We start from the raw sequence: 19,248 nt of genomic DNA, 5'->3' as shown, positions 1-19,248 counted from the left end.
CTTGAGCGGTTTTTGGATTATTTTAAACTTTATTTTTCTCAAAATTCAAATTTGCTTGTTAAAAAAGTAGAGAAAAATGTTAGCCCTGGGTTACCCCCCCCTATTTTCTCTATTAACTATAATATCTCTAACGAATAACTTTTTACATCATTGTTTTTCTCATAAAAATAATTCTATTTATAAAATTATATCTCAAGAAGGAAGGGTTAAGATGAAACAAAAAAGATCGGTTTCAATGGCTGTTGCATTAGTTTTGATAATTGGTGCAGTGGTGGTGATGAGCGGATGTTCAGGTGTGAACAATAAGTTAGCAGGTATAGCTTATGCCGGAACCTATGGCGGTGAGGGTGAAGATGGATCGGGATTGGGTTCTTGGGAATTCACAGTCAGTGCTTCAGGAAATTTTACAGGATGGTTTCAAATATTATCTGACGCAAAATCAGAATGCAGCGGTAGTATAAAAGCTGATGGGAGTTTTACAGGTTCCGGCAAAACGAAATTGACTGAAACACCGTTTACCATTACAGGAAAGATAGCAAGTGATAATAAAGTAACCGGTAAGGTGATGGTACAGGGACTAAATACAGTATCGTTTTCAGGAAGTAAAAAGTAAATAATAAAACTGGGGCTTTCAAAAAATACTTTCGATTTTGGAAGCCTATTCAAAGAGAATAGAGGAGGTATGATATATGGACTTTGAAACATACATTGATGGCACCATAAAAAAAATGAACAGCTTGGGATATAAGCCGACTTATTTTATGCAAATGAGAAATGACTATGGAACAATACAAGCGATAAAAAGGCTTATTCATGATCCAAGACCTCAAGGTGGTTTTCTTAAACTTCATGAATTGGGGCATCCCGAACTGACAATGGAAAGCATTGTCCTTGAAGAACAGTGGCACGATTTATTTACGGAAGAAGATAGAAAAGCTGCCCGTAATAAACTAAGAAAATAATTGCGATAAAAGGAGTTTGATATGAAAAAGAAAATTGTGCTTACCGTTATTTTTATTTGTTCGGTTTTTACAGCGGTTTATGCACAGCAAATAGATTTTAAATATTATAATGATCTTTCCGAAAATAGTGGTTATGCTGTTGCCTTATATATTCCGCCAAATAAAGAATCGACTGTTTTTGATAACTTTTCTAAAGAACCTGGCAGAGATTTAACAAAACTCTCAAAATCTAATGTATGGCTCTGTTGGCAAGCCTTAAATGAATATGACATTAGTGACGGCGAATCATATATTGTTTTAATATGCAAAAGCCTTTTTTCACCGGAAAGCATTGCTTTATATGTAACCATTACAAATAACGGTACATCTTTTAAATACTGGGGTAAGGTGCTAAAAAATGACAAACTATAAAAAATTTCTATTAGGAATACTGTACATAATTCTATTTAGCATTTCTCTTTTTGCCGAACAAAATTGGTGGGAAGAGGATGACTTTTCTTATACTGAAGATAAAACTAAGTATGAGCAAATATTTTCTACGCGGAATGATAATAAAATTACGGAAGCTAAAATCATTGCGTTGATGAAAGAAAAAATGAATACCTATCTTAAAAATTCGTCATATTGTGCGTATGAATGGATGATATATGATGAATCATATAAACAGCAAAACAAATGGGAGCTGAGGATAATGAAACTCTCTAAACCGAATTTTACAGGTTATGATATATGGTTTTATTTTTCTAACGGGGTGTTTTTATTAAGGTTTGCCGACGACCGATTTTTATCTACCGTATTTGAAATCGGTGCTAGTGCAAAACCGATAAATACGGACACGGAAGACAATATAGTAAATGCCTTATTGGACTGCCAATTATCATCAAGGAAAATGTGGATAAAACACGGATTAAAACCGAAAGGATTTTTTCCGATTAAATTTATGCTTGAGTAAATTATTCAAAAGGAGATAAATTATGGGTAAAATAATTGGGCTAATTGCTTGCAGCAGTACTAAATTGGGGAAAGAAAGCCCTGCAAAAAAATATTTGGCGAAAGATATATATAAGGGGCACACTTTTATTCTTTCAAAAGAAGAGGGATTAAAAAAGTACAAATGTGAAGAATGGTATATTCTATCAGGAAAATACGGACTATTAGATAAAGATGAATATATTTCATATTATAATCTTTATTTGGGAAAACAATCGGCAGAATATAAAAAGAAATGGGCGGAAGATGTGTTGAATAAATTAAAATCAAAGTATGATTTAAAAAACGATATATTCTATATTTTTGGCGGTAAATCATACTATGAGCATTTAATGCCTCATTTAAACTGTGTTGTTTTTAGGTATAAAAATAGTAATTGTATTGATTTGGATAAAAAAAACGAATATAGGAATGGAAAGCCTCATGATAGTAAAAGCTATAGAATTAAGAAATAAAGAAAATTTACAAAAAATAAAAAAACTGCCTGGATATTATAAATGGTGGGCAAAACGAACTGAATTGGATGTTATCTTAACCGAACTTAATGTCAAATTTGATGATGTAAAATCATCAATTGAAACAAAGTCCGGAATGTTTTGCATATATGTCGGTATTGCCGTAAACGAACCTGTTGTAGACAGATTGAATTGGCATGTCAATGATAAACATACGGAAAGCAGTGTAAAATATGGAACATTATCAACGCTTAGACAAAGTATAGCCAGTATAGTTGCTCATAATCAGTATGATAAAGAAGCTACGGATAATTTTATTGATAAATTGGAAGTGGAATATTTTTTCAATGATAATCCGATAAAATCTACTGATGCAAAAAATGAGTTGACCGATATTGAAAGACGGTTATTACAAGAACATTTGAGAGTTTTAAATATTAGGGATAACAACCATCCTTGTGCAAAAGAAATAAAAAAAGAATTAAAACGGCTTAGAAAAATAAGTAAAAATACGGCTATAGCTTGAAAAAAATTATAAAAAAATCTAAAATCAAGATAGATGCATCGAAGAAAGGTATTTTATAAAAAAATATGTTTTTATGATCTATGGATATTTATCCTATTAGGTTTGCAAAATTTACTTATTTATTTTGAACCTATTATGGTTAAACAATTTATAGATAAACTGTTTAATTTGCCGAATATTAAATTATCTGATTATCTCTTTCTCATAATTTTTTTCTGTTGTGATTTTATCTTTTGTATATTGTCTATTTCGGTTTTAACTCGTTTACTTGAAAAAATATATTATTTTATATCCGATACGGTATTTTATAAATATCAAACGGAGAAACCTGCCAAAAGTATAAGTTATTCATCGGGAGAAATTATTACACTTTTAAATAATGATATAAATTCTTTTTTCGCATATATAACGCAATTTTATCCTAAGTTAATTGTAGAAATTTTATTTGTAACTTTTGCTTTACGCTATATTAAAATAGAATCTTTAAATATATTTTTATTATGTATAATAGCTTCTTTTACAAATATTATAATAGCCTTGGTTATTTCAAAAAAGAATTCGGTACTTAGTAAAATAAGCAGAGAGAAATTAAAAGAAAAACAGGATTTTATTGTTTATATCCATGAGCGATATTCTTATATTTATGCAAATAAACACAATGAATATATGCAAAAAGAATTCGGTGTGCTTAATAAGGGCTTTTATAGTATTTCTGCACAAGCTGCAAGGGCCGAACAATTTGGAAAAAATATTTTAAGACTTATTACCATCCTTACACAAGTAATTGCAGCCTTCTTTTTTGTGATTGAAAACAAATCTGCCGCTCCTTCAATAGGCGGCTTTTTAGCTATTCAATTGATGATTGGCAATATCTTTGCTCCCGTTTCAAATATCTTGAATTCCATTATTCTTATAAGCTCAAAAAGAGCCTCAATACAAAGAATCTTTTTATTTTTAAATGGGTATAAAGAAAATACGGCTGAAAACGGCATTTTATTTTCAAAAAGTGAATATGAACTCTATTTTAATAAGCCTGCATTTTATTTAATTGAAGGGGCTAACGGAATAGGTAAATCAAGTTTGCTTAAAAATTTTGCAGGAATTCTAAATATAAAAATAAATACGCAGGAAGAAAGTAAAACGATTCTCCGTAAGGATAATACAAATTCTTCTGTTTCGTATCATAGTCCTGAAGCCTTAATTATTTCGGGAACGGTTTTGGAAAATATTATGTTATCCTCTAATATTGATAAAGATTTAATAATTAATTATAAAAATGAAAAAATACAGGATATAGTAAAACAATTGGGAGGCTTTAAAAGAAAATTTGACTGGGCTTCAGAAAATTTGAGTTCCGGTGAAAAGTTATTAATTGAACTATTGCGTATTGAATTCTCTGATAAAGATATTTATCTTATTGATGAAATCTCCGCTCATTTGGATATTAAAAATGAAAAAAACCTCATCGATATACTTTTTGATAAGGTTGAAAAAGATAAAATCGTTTTTTATATCTCTCATAATGAAAGTGAAAAACAATATATCAAAACTAAGAATTGTGTTTCGATTATTTTAACAGATAAAATTTATAATGTATACTAAAAAACTAATCACCGATTTTTATATTAAACCGGTGATTAGTTTTTGTTTTAGTTTTTCGGCCTTAGCGAAGAAAATTTATCTAAGATTCTTTGTCTGTCTTTTCCGAAGCTGCTTAAATCTTCCTTTATAAGCTTATCTTTCGGCAAGCCTAATGAAAGCCCCTTAATACCCGGCTTTACAATCTGAGCGGAATCTTTTCCGTCAAGCCTTGCGATAATTTCCTGAGCTTCTTTTGTAAGCATAAAGTCGATAAAAGCTTTTGCCGCATCAAGATTCGGACATGATTTAAAGATAGCAGTTCCTTCCGGTACCCACGGAATTCCGTCTTCGGGATATACTACAGTTAGGTTTTTATCGTCGGCAAGTTTAAAAGCCTTTCCGTCGGCAGGAATAATGCCCACTGCAAATTCGCCTTGAGCTGTTTTTTCTTGCGGATCCTTTCCTCTCTTTCCCAAAAAAGGAATATTTGCGTTTAACTTTTCCCAATAAGCCCAGCCTTTTTCTTCACCGAAAAGATCGAGCAGGCCTTTTACTGCTCCATAGCTTGTACCTGAAATTGAAGGATCGCTCATAATAACTTCTCCCTTATATTTGGGATCGGCAAGCTCTGCCCAGGTTTTGGGCATGGGAAGTTTTTTCTCGGCTAAGACATCCTTATTTCCGATAAAGCCTACAACGGTAATTCCTTTTGCAATCCAAGCTCCGTCAGGGTCCTTATATCGAGCCGGGATATCTTTTGAGTTGGGAGAAACATAGTTTTCCAAAAGTCCGTCGGTCTTTGCTGCCATAAAAGCATCAAGTCCGCCTCCGAACCAAACATCGGCCATAGATTTTCCTTCTGCCCTTGTTCTTGCCAAAACTTCTCCGCTCGACATCGAAAGAAATTCAACCTTTACGTTTGTCTTTGCAGTAAATGCATCAAAGAGTTCCTTGTAAGCACTTGTTGCAACCACATTCAATGTTTTTCCCGAAAGATCCTTTGATTCTTTTTCGGAAGAACCGGCTGCAAACACAAGGGTGCTTGCAAGCAATAAAAATAGTGCAGCAAAAATATTTTTTTTCATTTTGCCCTCCAAAATTATGATTAGATAGTTCAAGATACTATGATATTGAAAAAGAGTCAATATATATAAAAAATAGATATATATAAAAGTTTTATAATATATCTATTGACTTTTTATTTTTCTTCCATATACTGGTATTTAAGGTTTTGGGCTTAGAATATCTTAAAATAACTAAAGAGTATGAAAATAACACTAAAAAATTTAACAAAAAGCTTTGAGGAAAGCAATGATTTTGCCGTAAAAGATGTAAACCTCACAATAGAAGACGGAGAGCTTGTTTCTTTTTTGGGCCCTTCGGGCTGCGGAAAAACTACCATATTAAAAATGATAGCCGGCCTTCTTGAGCAGACGGAAGGAACTATTTTCTTTGATGATAAAGATATCGGTAAAATTCCTGTTGATAAGCGTAACATCGGTATGGTTTTTCAAAACTATGCTCTTTATCCTCACATGACGGCTTTTGATAATATAGCCTTCCCCTTAAAAATAAAAAAGATACCTAAGGCCGAAATTAAAGAGAGAGTCAATAAGATTGCGGCTTTTTTGGAGATTCAAAATTTATTAACAAAAAAACCGGGAGCCCTTTCAGGTGGAGAGCAGCAGAGGGTTGCAATAGGCCGGGCCTTGATAAAAAATCCTGATGTGCTCTTGATGGATGAGCCCTTATCCAATCTCGATAAAAAATTGCGAGTTCAAACGAGAGAAGAAATTAAACGGATACAAAAAGAGCTTGGAGTAACTACAATCTTTGTTACTCATGATCAAGAAGAAGCTTCCGCTATTTCGGACAAAATTCTCCTGCTTAAAAAAGGAGAGGTACAGCAGTTCGGAACGCCTAATGAAATATACAGAGAACCTGTCAATCTATTTGCCGCTAAATTTATCGGAATGATAGAGATAAATATTTTTGAAGCCTGCATAGAAGATAAAATTTTAAAGATAAAGGACCTCAGCTGTAATATTTCCATAGACGGTAATGTTGAGGATATGAAAAATATTTTTATTGCAATAAGACCTGAAGATATCCGCATAAATAATGAAAAGCCCGATTTTTATGCGTCGATATCTTTAATGGAAAATATGGGAAAGGATGTAATCCTAACCTGTCTATGTGCCAATAAGGAATTGAAGTTATATGTTTCACCCGAATTAAATTTACATACCGGCGAAAAAATAGGTTTGGAATTTTTAAAAAATAAAATTCTTATGTTTGATGAAAACGGAGATAGAGTTTTACCGGATTGCAGGATTGAATAATGAAAAAATCTAATTCCGTATCGGCTTATTTGTATTTACTTCCGGCCTTACTCATTCTTTCAACCTTCAGCTTATATCCTGCCATTAAAGTTTTTTTAATGAGCTTTTATACCCGCTATAATTATTTTAAGCATATAGCCTATGAATACGGATTTGAAAATTATACCTCTCTTTTTAATGACCCGCAGTTCATTCTAGCTAGTTTAAATACTTTAAAATTTGTTTCAATTATAGTTCCGTTTTCTTTGAGCCTTTCTATTTTAGTTTCGGTATTTTTGGTTAAAAATACAAAGATAAATTCATTGATTCGCAATATTTATTTTCTGCCGTTTATTACAAGCACGGTTGCAGTAGCAGTTGTCTTTAGATGGATTTTTCATTCACGCTTCGGCCTTTTAAACTATCTTTTAAGTTTGATAGGCATTGATGCTGTGAGTTGGCTGACCGATCCCGATTATTCTATGACGGCACTTATAATCTTATGTATTTGGAAAACATTAGGATACAATATTTTAATTATTTTAACGGGTTTGCGTAATATCCCTGAAGAGTATTATGCTGCCGCAAAATTGGATGGAGCTTCAGGTATAAAAATATTTTTTGCAATTACATTGCCTCTTCTTTTTCCGATGATATTCTTTGTTTTTATTACTTCCCTCATAGGATCCTTTAAAACCTTTTCCGAAGTTTATGCTTTGTTCCATCGCTCTGCAGGGCCTGTCGATTCGTGTTTGACCATTGTATATTATATTTACGATAAACTTGTAAATCAATTTTCTTACGGAGTATCTGCTGCGGCCTCCTTTATTCTGTTTCTTTTAATTTTAGGTTTAACTGTCTTAGGTTTTTTTGTAAGTAAACTTATTAACAAGCGTCTAGGTTTGGGAGGCCTTAGATCATGAAAAAAGCTTTATATATTGCGGCTATTTCGGTTATCATCTTGGGCGCTCTTCTTTCATTAATCCCGTTTATTTGGATGCTTGTTACTTCCTTAAATGATTCTGCGGCTATTTACAAATTACCTCCTCAATTTATTTTGTCAAAATATCATTGGGAAAATTATAAATTTGTTTTTGAAAAAGTTCCCTTCAGGGCTTATTTTTTTAACAGCCTCTTTGTTTCTTTTATGGTAACTATAGGAACTTTGATTACCACGATTCTAGCAGCCTTTGCATTTACTCATATTAAATTTAAAGGACGAGGCCTTCTCTTTGTTCTTATAGTATCTACGATGATGATTCCGAGTGAGGTATTACTGACATCCAATTTTGTTACTCTTACAAAATTAAAATTGATAAATACTCTTCATGCCTTATATATTCCTTGGATTGCATCGGCCTTTTCTATTTTTATGCTCAGACAATATTTTTTGGATATACCTAAAGAGCTTTATTATTCTGCAAAGATAGACGGCTGCAGCGATTTTAAATATCTGTGGAAGATTGCCGTGCCGTACTTAAAGCCGGCCCTAATCAGCATAGCCCTTTTAAGAATAATAAATAGCTGGAACGAATTTTTATGGCCTCTTTTAATGATAAATCAACCTGAAAAACGGACTCTTCCGGTAGGCTTAACTACATTTATGACTGAAGCAGGGCCTAATTATAATTATTTGATGGCATATTCATCGATGGTGATTGTGCCTGTTATTATTGTATACTTGGTTTTGCAAAAACACTTGATAGAGAGTTTTAGCAAAAATGGTATAAAAGGATAGGAGATGCGGTTTATAAATAAACCGTGTAAAAAAACTTTTTATTGGAGGTACAAATGAAAAGGTATTTTAAATTTATGGTTGTCGGCTTATTGATTTTATCAATAATGTCTTCCATGCTTTCTTGCTCAGGCGATGAGGCAAAAACAGAAAAGAAATCTGGATCGGTTTCTACAAGTGCTGATGTGTATGTTCCAAAAGAAAAACAAACTCTTGAATTTTGGCATGCAATGAACGGCGAAAACGGAGAGATTCTTGAAACTTTGGTAAAAAAGTTCAATGAAACTCATCAAAACATTGAAGTCAAGCCCGTATTTCAAGGCCACTACAGAGAGCTTTTTGAAAAATTAAACGGAGCAGCACAGGCTAATTCTCTTCCTGCTCTTTCGATGATCTATTGTAACAGGCTTACAGCCTATGTCCTAAACGATCTTGTCGAAAATTTAAATCCGAGGATTGATGATCCGAAATACGGATTTGACAAAAAAATCTGGAACGATATTCCCGCAGGTTTAAGGGATAACGGCATGTGGAACGGTATACATCATTCACTGCCTTTTAACAAAGGTGCTTATTTAATGTACTATAACGAAGATGTTCTAAAGGAAAAGGGTATAGCCGTTCCTAAAACTTGGGACGAATTAAAAGCCGCCGCAAAAAAATTGACCGGGGACGGAAAGGTCGGGCTTGTGTTCAATAAGAGTGTCGGTATCGATTTTAGTTTTTGGGTAGAGCAGGCCGGCGGTCATATTTATGATGAAGAAAAAGATGTAGTTTTAATCGACACTCCGGAAGTAAAAGAAGCTTACGAATTTATTCTATCGATGATAAACGATAAAACAGCTAAGATTGAATTTGAAGAAGGTTATATCACAGGCCCGATGTCGAGGGGTGAAGCCTTTATCGGATTTGCTTCATCTTCTAATCTTCCTAAAATGAAAGAAGCTTGCACTGCTACAGGTATAAACTGGAAGGTTGCCGAACTCCCCAAAGGAAAGAAGGCTGCTGCTCTCTACTCAGGAACAGATATAACAATGTTTAACACGGTTTCTGAAGAAACAAAGCGAGCTGCTTTTGAGTTTATGAAATTCTGGTTTGAAACGGATACACAGATTGCATGGGGAAAGAAAAGCGGTTATCTTCCGTTAACAAATGCAGCCCTAAATTCAAAAGAATTCCAAGCCTTTTTGGACAATGAAGATCCCAGCAAGAGGATTGCATCAAATATGTTCCCCTATGCTTATCAGGATCCCAAGGGCTTAAACGGCTATGCCATACATTCAAATATGCAAAAAGCCTTGGAAGAAGTTGTTGCAGGTAAAAAAACTCTTGATCAAGCTTTAAAGGATGCTCAAGAAAACGCAACAAGGGAACGCGAAGAAGCAAAAAAGAATTTCCAGAAAAAGTAATAGTATGAAAAATATAATATTATTGAGCCACTGCCTTTTAAATCCTCTCAGTCAGGTCCGTGCAGAAAACGAAAGGGAAAGTATGGAACCCTTATTAACTTGGCTTACAAAGAATAAGATAGGTATAATTCAATCGGCTTGTCCCGAAACTGAAGTATACGGACTAAGACGATGGGGTCATGTGCGTGAACAGTTCGATAATATTAATTACAGAAAAACATGCCGCTCCATGATAAACCAAAAATTGGATGAGGTAAGGGAGTACATCAATAACGGCTATAGACTTTTGGCTGTAGTCGGTATTGATGGTAGTCCCAGCTGCGGTATTAACTTTTCATGCAGCTCTGAAGATTGGGGCGGTGAAATATCTTCAATAAAAGATTTTACAAAAATCAAAAATATAAATTACCCCCATATTCCCGGCATTTATATGGAAGAACTAAAAAAAATTTTTTTTGAAAATTCCATCAAAACAAACTTTATTGCCTATAACAGCAGGGATACGGTAAGTGCTCTTATAAAAAATTTGGAGAGCATTTTGGAAAAAGATTAAATATCTTGAGAGAGGAGTATGCACTACATAGGAATTGATATCGGTTCAACGGCAACCAAAACCGTTATAATGGACGAAAATAAAAAAAACATTCTTTATAAAAATCGTATACCCAGCGGATGGAACAGCAAGGAAACGGGAGAGGCTGTCTTGGACTGGATAAAGGAGACCTTGCAAAATAAGGACTTTAAAATAACCGCCACAGGTTATGGAAGAGTGAGCGTTCCCTTTGCCGACAAAACCTTAACCGAAATTTCCTGTCACGGAAAGGGTGCTCACTTTTTGGCAAAAAAAGATGTAACCGTAATCGACATCGGCGGACAGGATACAAAAGTCATTGTTGTAAAGGACGGACTTGTAATTGACTTTATTATGAACGATAAGTGTTCGGCAGGTACGGGTAAATTTTTGGAGTTAATGGCAAACAGGCTGGGCTTGAGCTTACAGGAAATAAGCGAGTACGCAGTGCGGGGAAAGGACTTAAACCTTTCTTCCGTCTGTACCGTCTTTGCCGAATCTGAAGTAACCTCCCTCATGGGAAAGGGAACTCCCCGCGAAGATATTGCAAGGGGCGTTATCAACCAAATAGTTTCAAAAGTAGTTTCATTAGCAAACAGAAAACCGCGCTCCGATCTATATTTTTTAACAGGCGGATTTAGTTCAAACGATTATATAATAGAAGAAATCTCAAAAAAACTTGAAGCCCCCGTTTTATCGGATGACTTGGGGGCCTTTGCCGGAGCAATAGGAGCCTGTATATTATCATAGTTAGGCCGGTATTATATTTTTACCTTCATACCTTACTTCAAGCAGCTCCTCATAGCTGATATTATTTCTGCCTATCCAGCTTTCAACTTCTTCTTTTTGTACATTTTGAAAGAGGCATGCAAAACCGCAGCCGGCTTTTAAAAAACCCGGTATTGGAACAAGCTTTGCATTTATAGGGTCAGCCTTTATCATTGAGTCGCATTGAATTGCTGCAGTTGTAGTTGCAAAGGTAATTATATAATTCATTTTAATTTTTTCCTTTCTGAAACAACTTCCAAAAAGGCTTCAAGTCTTGTTGCAAATTGTCCTGCATCTTCTTGCGAATAATCCGACTCTATGTGAATATAGGGAAGTCCTTTTTGTATGATGTATTTTCCGACCGTATAAGCTTCAAGGTTGAAGGTGTGGCAGGCAACCAAGGTACATTCGATTACGGCATCGGCCTTATAGTGATCTACAAGATAATCCAAATCCTTGAGCCTTCCGGGATTGGGACTCATAACGGAGCAGTTTGTTTTAAGATATTTTTCAGCAATAGCCTCAATCGGATCCCTTGCTGGATCTTCATCTACGAATTCCATGTGGGTGCGTAAACCCGAACAGCTGTCATAACCTACGATTACGGCTCCCAGTTTTTCAATCTGTGCCAAAATTTTTTCTTTTACGCCTCCCAAGGGGCAGCCTGTAACTAAAATCCTCGGCCGTTCATCCCTTGTGCCTTTTAAATTCTTTTCCCAATATTCTTTTAATTCTTTTGTGCGTTTTACTATCTCGGCATTTTTTTGCTGTATATCGTATTGAAAACCAAAGGCTTCTTTTACATTAAACTGTTCCAAGCCTGAAACCGGAGATGGGTCTAGGGCTGAAAGTTCAAAGAAATTTACAAGGTTTCTTCTTTCCTGATTGCAGTCCCTTATAGCCTGCCTTAAATCGTCTTCGGTTATTTTTATGTTATAAAATTCTTCGATTTTTTCCTTTAGCTTTTTTACTTCATCGGCCCAAAAGGGGTATGCCTTCGGATCAAGGTTATTTTGAGGAAGATGCATTACATAGGTAGGCTTTATATCGTTTAAAAGTTCGAACATCTTTTTTTTGCCGTCACAGGTGGTTTCTCCCACAATAAAATCAGAAAAATAAAAGAACGGACAGGTGTCGGTTATGGCATGTCCGTAAGAAGCCTTTATAAGAGGACAGAGGTTTTTAGGCAAATCTCTCTCGGCTGCGCTTATGGGTTTTTCACTTGTTGCACATAAGGAAACCGGAACGGCTCCTGCTGCATATACAAGCTCAGTAGGTACATAGGAACAGTAAAGGCCGATAACCTTGCCGCCTCCGTCTTTTAGATTTTTTAAAGCCAAAAATTTTTTCTGCTGAGCTTCAGCCAAGCTGTCAAAGCCCTTAGGCAAATTGTTCATAATCATACTCCAAAAATAGTTTAGATTGAGACACTCTATATTTATTATAATATGTTAATATTTATTAAAAAAAATTACAAGTGGTTGAGGTAAATATATAAAATTTTATTGCTATTTTATATTGACAAAATAAGTGAATTGTGTTAAAAGATATATAAATTATTTTTATGATTTATTAAAAAAATAGAATATGAGTTTTATAAATGAGTAAAATTACAAGGTATGAATTATTAGAGCTTGAGTCTAAGCCGAAAACAAAAACTCAATTGGTATTTGATTATATTGTATGTTTCTTACCAATTACTATGGGTGTTTTGAGCCTTACAGAATATTATTATATCCCCGGCATAAGACCAAATAAAAACTCTGAAATTTATGCGATCTTTATAGGATGCCAAATTTTAGCTTTTTCCATAGCCTTAATAATTTCCTTTTTTTATAGGCCTCTTTTTAGCAAAATACGTCACAAAGCTCCTCTTTATACTCTAGTATTTCTTATCTATACGGCCTATGACTATCTGACATTAAAAACAGGTGTATTGATTTTACCCTATTTTCCGTGGGTAAATCAGGTTTTAAATGCAGCTATAAACGATAGGGCTTATTTACTTGATTGCGTAAAAAATTCTTTAATACTTCTATTTACAGGTTACGGTATAGGTGCCGGTATAGGAATCATCACAGGTATTTTATGCGGGTACAGTAAAAAGATTAACTACTGGGTCGCTCCCTTTATGCGCTTGCTCGGCCCTATTCCCTCAACTACATGGCTTCCGCTTGTTATGGTCTTGGTTTCGAGTTTGTTCAAAGGGGCCGTTTTTATTATTGCCCTTGGAGTTTGGTTTTCAACTACTTTAGCTACAATAACGGGAATTCACAATATTGATAGGGACTTCTTTGCTGCTGCAAAAACTCTTGGGGCAAAAGGGCATCAGCTGGTAAGCCGGATCGCCATTCCCGCAGCCTTGCCAAATATTTTTCAAGGTCTAACTCAGGGAATGAGTTCCGCCTGTACAGCTTTGCTGGTTGCCGAAATGCTGGGGGTTGAATCGGGATTGGGCTGGTATATAACTTGGCAAAAATCATGGGCGGAATTTGCGAAGATGTATGCGGCAATAGTCATTATCTGTTTGACCTTTATTGCCGTTTATCAGCTTTTAAATAAAATCAAGCGTTCGGTCTTAAAATGGCAAGAGGGCTAAAATGAACATCTTAGAATTGAAAAACGTTTCAAAGAGTTTTCCCAGAACGGATATTGATGATATAACTGTAGCTCTTTCGGATATAAGTTTAACTGTTAAAGACGGAGAATTTGTTTCTCTTGTGGGGCCGTCGGGCTGCGGAAAATCTACAATACTGCGTTTAATTGCAGGTCTTATTCCGCCCACAAAGGGAGAGCTTATATTAAACGGTAAACAAATTGAAGGCCCTGCTCCCAACAGAGGTATGGTTTTTCAGCAGCCTACATTGTTTCCTTGGCTTACAGTAAAACAAAATGCTTCGTTTAGTCCTAAAATTTTAAAAACATATAAACAAAAAGAAAAGAGACTTGAGCAATTGATAGAGACTGTAGGCTTGACGGAATTTTCCGATTCTTATCCGCATCAGCTTTCAGGAGGTATGGCACAGAGGGTTGCTCTGGTGCGTACAATGATAAACGAACCTGAAGTTTTCTTAATGGATGAACCTCTGGGAGCCCTTGATGCTTTCACCAGAATGAATATGCAGGATGAGCTTTTAGGAATGTGGCAGGACAACGGGCATGTTATGCTCCTTGTTACACATGATGTTGATGAAGCAATTTATATGAGTACAAGGGTAATAGTAATGGCCCCACGCCCCGGAAGAATTAGGGCTGATATTCCTATTGAACTTGAATATCCTCGGAATAGGACCGGAGAAACTTTCATAAAATACCGCAATCAAATCATGGATATGCTAGATTTCGGCAAAATTGGAAAAGAAAAATAATCATTTTTATATATTAGGAGATAAAAAATGAAAAAAATTATAACATTAGTTTTATGTATTGCTTTTGTTATTGTAGGTTGTGATTCTTCAAAAGAAGAGGTAAAGAAAGACAATTACCGAGGAAAGGCTGCAAACGAAACCATAAAAGCTGACCTTTCAAAGGCAAAAACTGAGTTAAACTATGATAAAGAAGCTTGGAAAAAAGAACCTCTTTACGGTAAAGAAATTATTATCGGTTATAACGGCGGTTTATGTACATCCACGCCGGCTTTAGCAGCGGTAAAAGGTTTCTTTGAAGAAGAAGGTCTATCGGTTAAGGTTATTAATGTGCAGAGTGAAAAAGAGTCTGTCGGAACCGACAAAGTACAAATAGCTACGGGTCATATAGCCTCATATCTTGTTCCTACAGTAAAAGGAATAGATATGGTCTTCATAAGCGGTGCCCATACAGGTTGTAAATCGTTATATACATTGAAGAATAGTAAATTTAATTCTACAAAAGATCTAATCGGGTATAAGATAGGGCTTCCCAATGGTATAGGAAATTCGGATCACAATATATCCCTAAGATTTTTAAATCACGATAATATTGAACCCGATAAGGTAAAATTTGTTCCTGTTGAAAATTCCGCTTCCGTTCTTGCCCTTCAAAAAGGAGAAATTCAGGCAGCACTCCTGTCCGATCAATTTGCACAAAAATTTGTTGATGATGGAACCTTACAAATGATACGTTCTATTACCTTTGATGAAGATTTTAAGGATGAGACTTGCTGCATTCATGCTTTCAGCGGAAAATTTTTAAGAGAAAACCCTATAACAGCTTTAAAAGCTACAAAGGCGATAAAAAAATGTGCTTTTTGGCTTGAAGATAATAAGGAAGAAGCTGTAAAGCTCCTTTATGATAATAACTGGGCGAGCGGTGATGTAGCATTAGCCAACTATATAATGAGTACCTATAATTTTAAATTACAGGACTCAACAACCGAAAATACTTTAAAAAATGTAATTGCCGACTATATCAAATTCGGAATTATTGATGTCCCTGATGAAACACCTGAACAGTTATTAAAAAGGGTCTGGAATCCTATTGCGGCAGATTTTAATCCCGAGAAAAAATAAATTACTAGATTAATTTTATTATGGAACTATATATAAAAAATATAGCTCTATTAAACATTAAGAATAAGGGACTTCGATCTCTTATTCTTATTGCTTTGATGGGCATTTTAAGTTCTTCTGTTTTTATAAGTATCTATACCGTGCTAAGTTTAAAAAACGGTATAAACTCTTTGAAAGATAGACTAGGAGCCGACATTATTATTGTTCCCGAAGGAATCGAAAAAAAATTAGAAGGTGCTTTATTTAATGGAACGCCTGAAAGTTTTTATTTGGACAGGGAAGTAATGAATGCTATTCCTTTAGATAGTATTGAAGCCATGAGTCCTCAGCTTTATATAGCGACCCTTACAATCGGCTGCTGCTCTTTTCCCTTACAGGCGATAGGAATAGATTTTGAAACAGATTTTATAGTAAAGCCTTGGCTCACAAAAACTATTCAGCTGCCTTTAAAAAAAGATGAAGTTGTAATCGGTTCCAATATAATGGCAAAAGAAGGGGATATATTAACTTTCTTTAACCATGAATATAAAGTAAAAGCAAAACTAAGCTCAACTGGTATGGGATTTGATAATTCTGTATTTTTAAGTTTATATGATGCACGCAAAATGGCAGAATATGCAAGTAAGGTTACTGCAATCCCGACGATTGAAAACGATAGACTTATATCTAATGTACTTATTAAAGTAAAAGATATAAAACCCAGAGATTTATTGATTCAATTAAAAAAATATGTAAAGAAATATGGAGCTACAGCCTTTGTTGCGGCTAATATGCTTTCGGAAATTTCTGCAAAGTTAAAAAATCTTTTTACATATATTTATATTTTATTATTTGTACTATGTTTCTTAGGCATTGCAATCATCGGTTTGACCTTTTTCTTAAACATATCGGAAAGGAGTAAAGAATATTCTTCTATACGTGCTATCGGAGCTACAAAATCTTATTTATATAAACTTGTTATTTTGGAATCCTCCCTCCTTGTTGTTCTAGGCTCTGCTTGCGGTATTGTTTTAGGAGGAACAATAAGTCTTCTCTTCAACACAGCATTAAAGCAGACTTTTCGTTTGCCGTTCTTAATGCCTCAATTTAAGACTTTAATAATTTTAGGTCTAGGCAATATTTTAGTTGCTTTAATAATAGGGGTATGTTCTTCATTTTTGATTATGAAGATAATCACAAAAAAAGAAATAGCCATTGCCGTAAAGCAAAATAATTAGGATACAATATGCTTGAATTAAACAATGTTTCAAAAGAATTTATACGCGGAAATGAAAAAATACTTGCTGTAAATAATTTTAGTTTAACAATAAATGAAAATGAATTTGTTGCAATCACAGGAAGATCGGGATGCGGTAAAACTACAATTTTAAATATGGTGAGTGGTTTTTTGGCCCCAACACAAGGTTTAATTATGTTTAATGGGGTACCTGTTACAACTATGAATGATAAACAAGCTTCAATTTATAGAAATAGCTCTATAGGTTATCTACCGCAGCATATTAAACTTTTAAATAATTTATCGGTTCTTGATAATATAAGATTCCCTTTTTATTTACGGAATAGAAAACCTGACTTTGATCTTTCTTTAAAAGCCGAAGATATTTTAAACAAACTTGGAATATACAAACTAAAAGATGCAAAGCCATACAATCTTTCTGGAGGAGAAAAAAAAAGAGCTCTTTTAGCCCGTGCTCTAGTTACAAGTCCTAGAATGCTTTTGTTGGATGAGCCTACAAGTGATTTGGATAAAACAACAGCTAAAGAGGTAATGAATATTCTTTACAGTTTAGAAAATATTGCTATTCTTTGTGTAACACATGATGTCGATTTATTAAGCGATGATGTTAAAGTTATGGATTTAACAAGTTAAGGAGTATAAAATGAATAAAAAAATTTTTTCTATAGTTTCAATCTGTGCCGGAGTTATTATGATTTTGGGAGTTTTAATATTTTCTCCTGCCTGCCCTGCAATGGCAAACGGAAAATTTATGAAATGTCATTGGATGATTCAAACAGAAGTTATGTTCTCTATCCTTTTATGTGCTATCGGCTTGATAAGCTTTATCCTTTCAAAAGAGGTTTTAAAGGCAACGGCTTTAATAGGATGTGTTATTGCATGTTTAATGATTTTGTCTTCAACGACTTTTGTAGGGACCTGCGCAAGTATGGAAATGGCTTGTAATGCACATACAAAACCTACCGTTCTAATAATTGCAGGAATTTATTGTTTGTATTGTACAATAGTCAGTATATCAGTTTTTAGGAAAAGAACTTAAAAAGTTTTTTTCATGGACCTCCTCCTGTCCCCGGTCAAAAGCCGGGGCTTTTTTGATCCCGCTTTAATATATTTAAAAAACTATCCTTTTTATTAAATCGTTAAATTAATTTGATATTTTTTCGATTATTGTATTGATAGAAAATAAGCTTCCACTTATCCAATAATCATTTCGATTCAGGTAAAAAAAGACTTTTTACATGTGTTTTATACAGCAGCCATGTTCTTAAACATCTTCAAAATTTTTGAGTTCTTTTTTTACCTTAAAACATTCCGTGCAGTTTAAAAAGTCTTTGATATGGCTTGCGTAGTTTATTTTTTTATTCCATACCAGATAGATATTGCGGTATTGGTGGGGAACATCTCCTAACTCAAAGGCTATCAGTTTTTTATTTTTTACCATGTCTTCAACTGCTATTCTCGATATAAAAGATGTACCTAAACCTTCTGCGGTCAACTGCTTTATTACCTCAGTGTCGTTTATCGAGGCGCTTATATTTATCGAATCTAAATCTATCTTTTGAGATTTTAAAATCAGCTCCATATTTTGCTTGACGGCCGAGCCTGCTTCACGGATAATAAAGGGTTCTTCGGCAATACGTTTTAAGTTGGGGTTTGATTTTTTTAGTTTTTGGTAATAAGAATTATTAGCACTTATAAATACAAATTCGTCTTTATAAATGGGAAGAAACTCGCAGTTTTCATCTTCTGTTTTCATTCCGACGATGCCTATATCGACGGTATTCAGTGAAACCTTTTTTATTGTTTCAAGGCTGTTTTTTTCTTCAACCTTTATATAAATGTCGGGATGCTTTTTTTTAAACTCTCTCACTATTGAAGGAAGAAGGTACCCTGCCGGAATGGTGGATGCTCCTATGGTTATAACCTTCCTTTCAGGATGGATAAATTTTTCTATTACTTTGTCCCTTTCGGCGAGAATGTTCTTTGCTTCGCCGTAAAGTTTATTTCCTGCCTCGGTTAATTTTAGCTCTCTTGTAGAACGTAAGAATAGAGGGGTATCGAGCTCTTCTTCAAGCTGTTTTAAGGTAAGGCTTACTGTGGGCTGCGATATGTTCAACTCGCTTGCAGTAGTGGAAAAGCTTAAATTTTCTACAAGTTTGATAAATATCTCAAGTTGTTTAAATTCCATAAAGACTCCTTTTCGGTT

At 34.4% G+C, this 19,248-nt stretch carries 23 protein-coding genes; 19 read left to right on the top strand and 4 right to left on the bottom strand.

What is annotated here, in order from left to right; translation table 11 throughout:
- Window positions 1–211: 211 nt before the first annotated feature.
- The 7 genes from HGJ18_RS10835 to HGJ18_RS10805 all read left to right on the top strand — a co-directional run bounded on the left by HGJ18_RS10835 (window position 212) and on the right by HGJ18_RS10805 (window position 4,535).
- The gene (locus tag HGJ18_RS10835) at window positions 212–613 is read left to right on the top strand and encodes a hypothetical protein (protein ID WP_366793610.1); all 402 of its coding nucleotides are present in this window, start codon (window positions 212–214) and stop codon (window positions 611–613) included.
- Window positions 614–689: 76 nt separating this feature from the next.
- Window positions 690–962 (top strand): hypothetical protein, encoded by a 273-nt coding sequence (locus tag HGJ18_RS10830; protein ID WP_002685040.1) that lies wholly within the window; start codon window positions 690–692, stop codon window positions 960–962.
- Window positions 963–983: 21 nt separating this feature from the next.
- Window positions 984–1,373, top strand: a complete 390-nt coding sequence (locus tag HGJ18_RS10825) for a hypothetical protein (protein WP_029409889.1) — start codon at window positions 984–986, stop codon at window positions 1,371–1,373.
- On the top strand, window positions 1,360–1,914 hold the full coding sequence (locus HGJ18_RS10820) for a hypothetical protein (RefSeq protein WP_002685042.1): 555 nt from the start codon (window positions 1,360–1,362) through the stop codon (window positions 1,912–1,914). Before HGJ18_RS10825 ends, HGJ18_RS10820 begins: the two co-directional genes overlap by 14 nt.
- Before the next feature lie 22 nt (window positions 1,915–1,936).
- The gene (locus tag HGJ18_RS10815; protein ID WP_002666152.1) at window positions 1,937–2,407 is read left to right on the top strand and encodes a DUF6884 domain-containing protein; all 471 of its coding nucleotides are present in this window, start codon (window positions 1,937–1,939) and stop codon (window positions 2,405–2,407) included.
- Window positions 2,376–2,933, top strand: coding sequence for a GIY-YIG nuclease family protein (locus HGJ18_RS10810; protein WP_253696432.1), 558 nt, complete (start codon window positions 2,376–2,378; stop codon window positions 2,931–2,933). Before HGJ18_RS10815 ends, HGJ18_RS10810 begins: the two co-directional genes overlap by 32 nt.
- Before the next feature lie 33 nt (window positions 2,934–2,966).
- Window positions 2,967–4,535 (top strand): ATP-binding cassette domain-containing protein, encoded by a 1,569-nt coding sequence (locus tag HGJ18_RS10805; protein WP_301338924.1) that lies wholly within the window; start codon window positions 2,967–2,969, stop codon window positions 4,533–4,535.
- A gap of 47 nt (window positions 4,536–4,582) precedes the next feature.
- Here the strand turns inward: HGJ18_RS10805 and HGJ18_RS10800 are convergent, their stop codons facing one another.
- Window positions 4,583–5,599 carry an ABC transporter substrate-binding protein gene (locus HGJ18_RS10800; RefSeq protein ID WP_253696430.1) on the bottom strand — a complete coding sequence of 339 codons (1,017 nt, stop codon included), beginning with the start codon at window positions 5,597–5,599 and terminating at the stop codon, window positions 4,583–4,585.
- A 180-nt stretch (window positions 5,600–5,779) separates the two neighbouring features.
- Here HGJ18_RS10800 and HGJ18_RS10795 point away from each other — a divergent pair, with 180 nt between their 5' ends.
- From HGJ18_RS10795 to HGJ18_RS10770, 6 genes are read left to right on the top strand one after another with little or no spacing between them, the layout of a single operon-like run.
- The gene (locus HGJ18_RS10795) at window positions 5,780–6,856 is read left to right on the top strand and encodes an ABC transporter ATP-binding protein (protein WP_253696429.1); all 1,077 of its coding nucleotides are present in this window, start codon (window positions 5,780–5,782) and stop codon (window positions 6,854–6,856) included.
- Window positions 6,856–7,758: a carbohydrate ABC transporter permease gene (locus tag HGJ18_RS10790; RefSeq protein WP_010694276.1), complete on the top strand. Its 903-nt coding sequence runs from the start codon at window positions 6,856–6,858 to the stop codon at window positions 7,756–7,758. Before HGJ18_RS10795 ends, HGJ18_RS10790 begins: the two co-directional genes overlap by 1 nt.
- Window positions 7,755–8,573, top strand: a complete 819-nt coding sequence (locus HGJ18_RS10785) for a carbohydrate ABC transporter permease (protein ID WP_253696428.1) — start codon at window positions 7,755–7,757, stop codon at window positions 8,571–8,573. Before HGJ18_RS10790 ends, HGJ18_RS10785 begins: the two co-directional genes overlap by 4 nt.
- A gap of 53 nt (window positions 8,574–8,626) precedes the next feature.
- Entirely contained in the window at window positions 8,627–9,979 is a 1,353-nt protein-coding gene (locus HGJ18_RS10780) for an ABC transporter substrate-binding protein (protein ID WP_253696426.1), read from the top strand.
- Window positions 9,980–9,983: 4 nt separating this feature from the next.
- Entirely contained in the window at window positions 9,984–10,532 is a 549-nt protein-coding gene (locus HGJ18_RS10775) for a CD3072 family TudS-related putative desulfidase (RefSeq protein WP_253696424.1), read from the top strand.
- 18 nt (window positions 10,533–10,550) lie between these two features.
- Window positions 10,551–11,300, top strand: coding sequence for an acyl-CoA dehydratase activase (locus HGJ18_RS10770; RefSeq protein ID WP_253696422.1), 750 nt, complete (start codon window positions 10,551–10,553; stop codon window positions 11,298–11,300).
- Here HGJ18_RS10770 and HGJ18_RS10765 read toward each other — a convergent pair whose 3' ends face one another.
- Window positions 11,301–11,546 carry a putative Se/S carrier protein gene (locus HGJ18_RS10765; RefSeq protein ID WP_253696420.1) on the bottom strand — a complete coding sequence of 82 codons (246 nt, stop codon included), beginning with the start codon at window positions 11,544–11,546 and terminating at the stop codon, window positions 11,301–11,303.
- Complete coding sequence (locus tag HGJ18_RS10760) at window positions 11,543–12,715, bottom strand: double-cubane-cluster-containing anaerobic reductase (protein ID WP_253696413.1); 1,173 nt, start codon at window positions 12,713–12,715, stop codon at window positions 11,543–11,545. Before HGJ18_RS10760 ends, HGJ18_RS10765 begins: the two co-directional genes overlap by 4 nt.
- A 203-nt stretch (window positions 12,716–12,918) precedes the next feature.
- Between HGJ18_RS10760 and HGJ18_RS10755 the strand changes: the two genes are divergently transcribed.
- Genes HGJ18_RS10755 through HGJ18_RS10730 form a run of 6 tightly spaced genes read left to right on the top strand, consistent with a single transcriptional unit; the run spans window position 12,919 to window position 18,081 of the window.
- The gene (locus HGJ18_RS10755) at window positions 12,919–13,917 is read left to right on the top strand and encodes an ABC transporter permease (RefSeq protein WP_253696411.1); all 999 of its coding nucleotides are present in this window, start codon (window positions 12,919–12,921) and stop codon (window positions 13,915–13,917) included.
- A 1-nt stretch (window position 13,918) separates the two neighbouring features.
- Window positions 13,919–14,686: an ABC transporter ATP-binding protein gene (locus HGJ18_RS10750; protein ID WP_253696410.1), complete on the top strand. Its 768-nt coding sequence runs from the start codon at window positions 13,919–13,921 to the stop codon at window positions 14,684–14,686.
- A 27-nt stretch (window positions 14,687–14,713) separates the two neighbouring features.
- Entirely contained in the window at window positions 14,714–15,805 is a 1,092-nt protein-coding gene (locus HGJ18_RS10745; RefSeq protein WP_253696408.1) for an ABC transporter substrate-binding protein, read from the top strand.
- A 20-nt stretch (window positions 15,806–15,825) separates the two neighbouring features.
- A complete protein-coding gene (locus HGJ18_RS10740) occupies window positions 15,826–17,022 on the top strand; it encodes an ABC transporter permease (RefSeq protein WP_253696407.1) in 1,197 nt (398 codons plus the stop codon).
- An 8-nt stretch (window positions 17,023–17,030) separates the two neighbouring features.
- Window positions 17,031–17,675: an ABC transporter ATP-binding protein gene (locus tag HGJ18_RS10735; RefSeq protein WP_253696406.1), complete on the top strand. Its 645-nt coding sequence runs from the start codon at window positions 17,031–17,033 to the stop codon at window positions 17,673–17,675.
- Window positions 17,676–17,685: 10 nt separating this feature from the next.
- Entirely contained in the window at window positions 17,686–18,081 is a 396-nt protein-coding gene (locus tag HGJ18_RS10730) for a DUF4418 family protein (RefSeq protein ID WP_253696405.1), read from the top strand.
- Between the two features lie 225 nt (window positions 18,082–18,306).
- Here HGJ18_RS10730 and HGJ18_RS10725 read toward each other — a convergent pair whose 3' ends face one another.
- Entirely contained in the window at window positions 18,307–19,230 is a 924-nt protein-coding gene (locus HGJ18_RS10725) for a selenium metabolism-associated LysR family transcriptional regulator (RefSeq protein ID WP_253696403.1), read from the bottom strand.
- Between the last annotated feature and the right edge of the window lie 18 nt (window positions 19,231–19,248).

This window comes from Treponema denticola (genome assembly GCF_024181405.1).
Taxonomy (GTDB): Bacteria; Spirochaetota; Spirochaetia; order Treponematales; family Treponemataceae; genus Treponema_B; species Treponema_B denticola_D.
The sequence above is the reverse complement of the archived record's forward strand: the minus strand, read 5'-3'. Positions and strand labels throughout refer to the sequence as shown.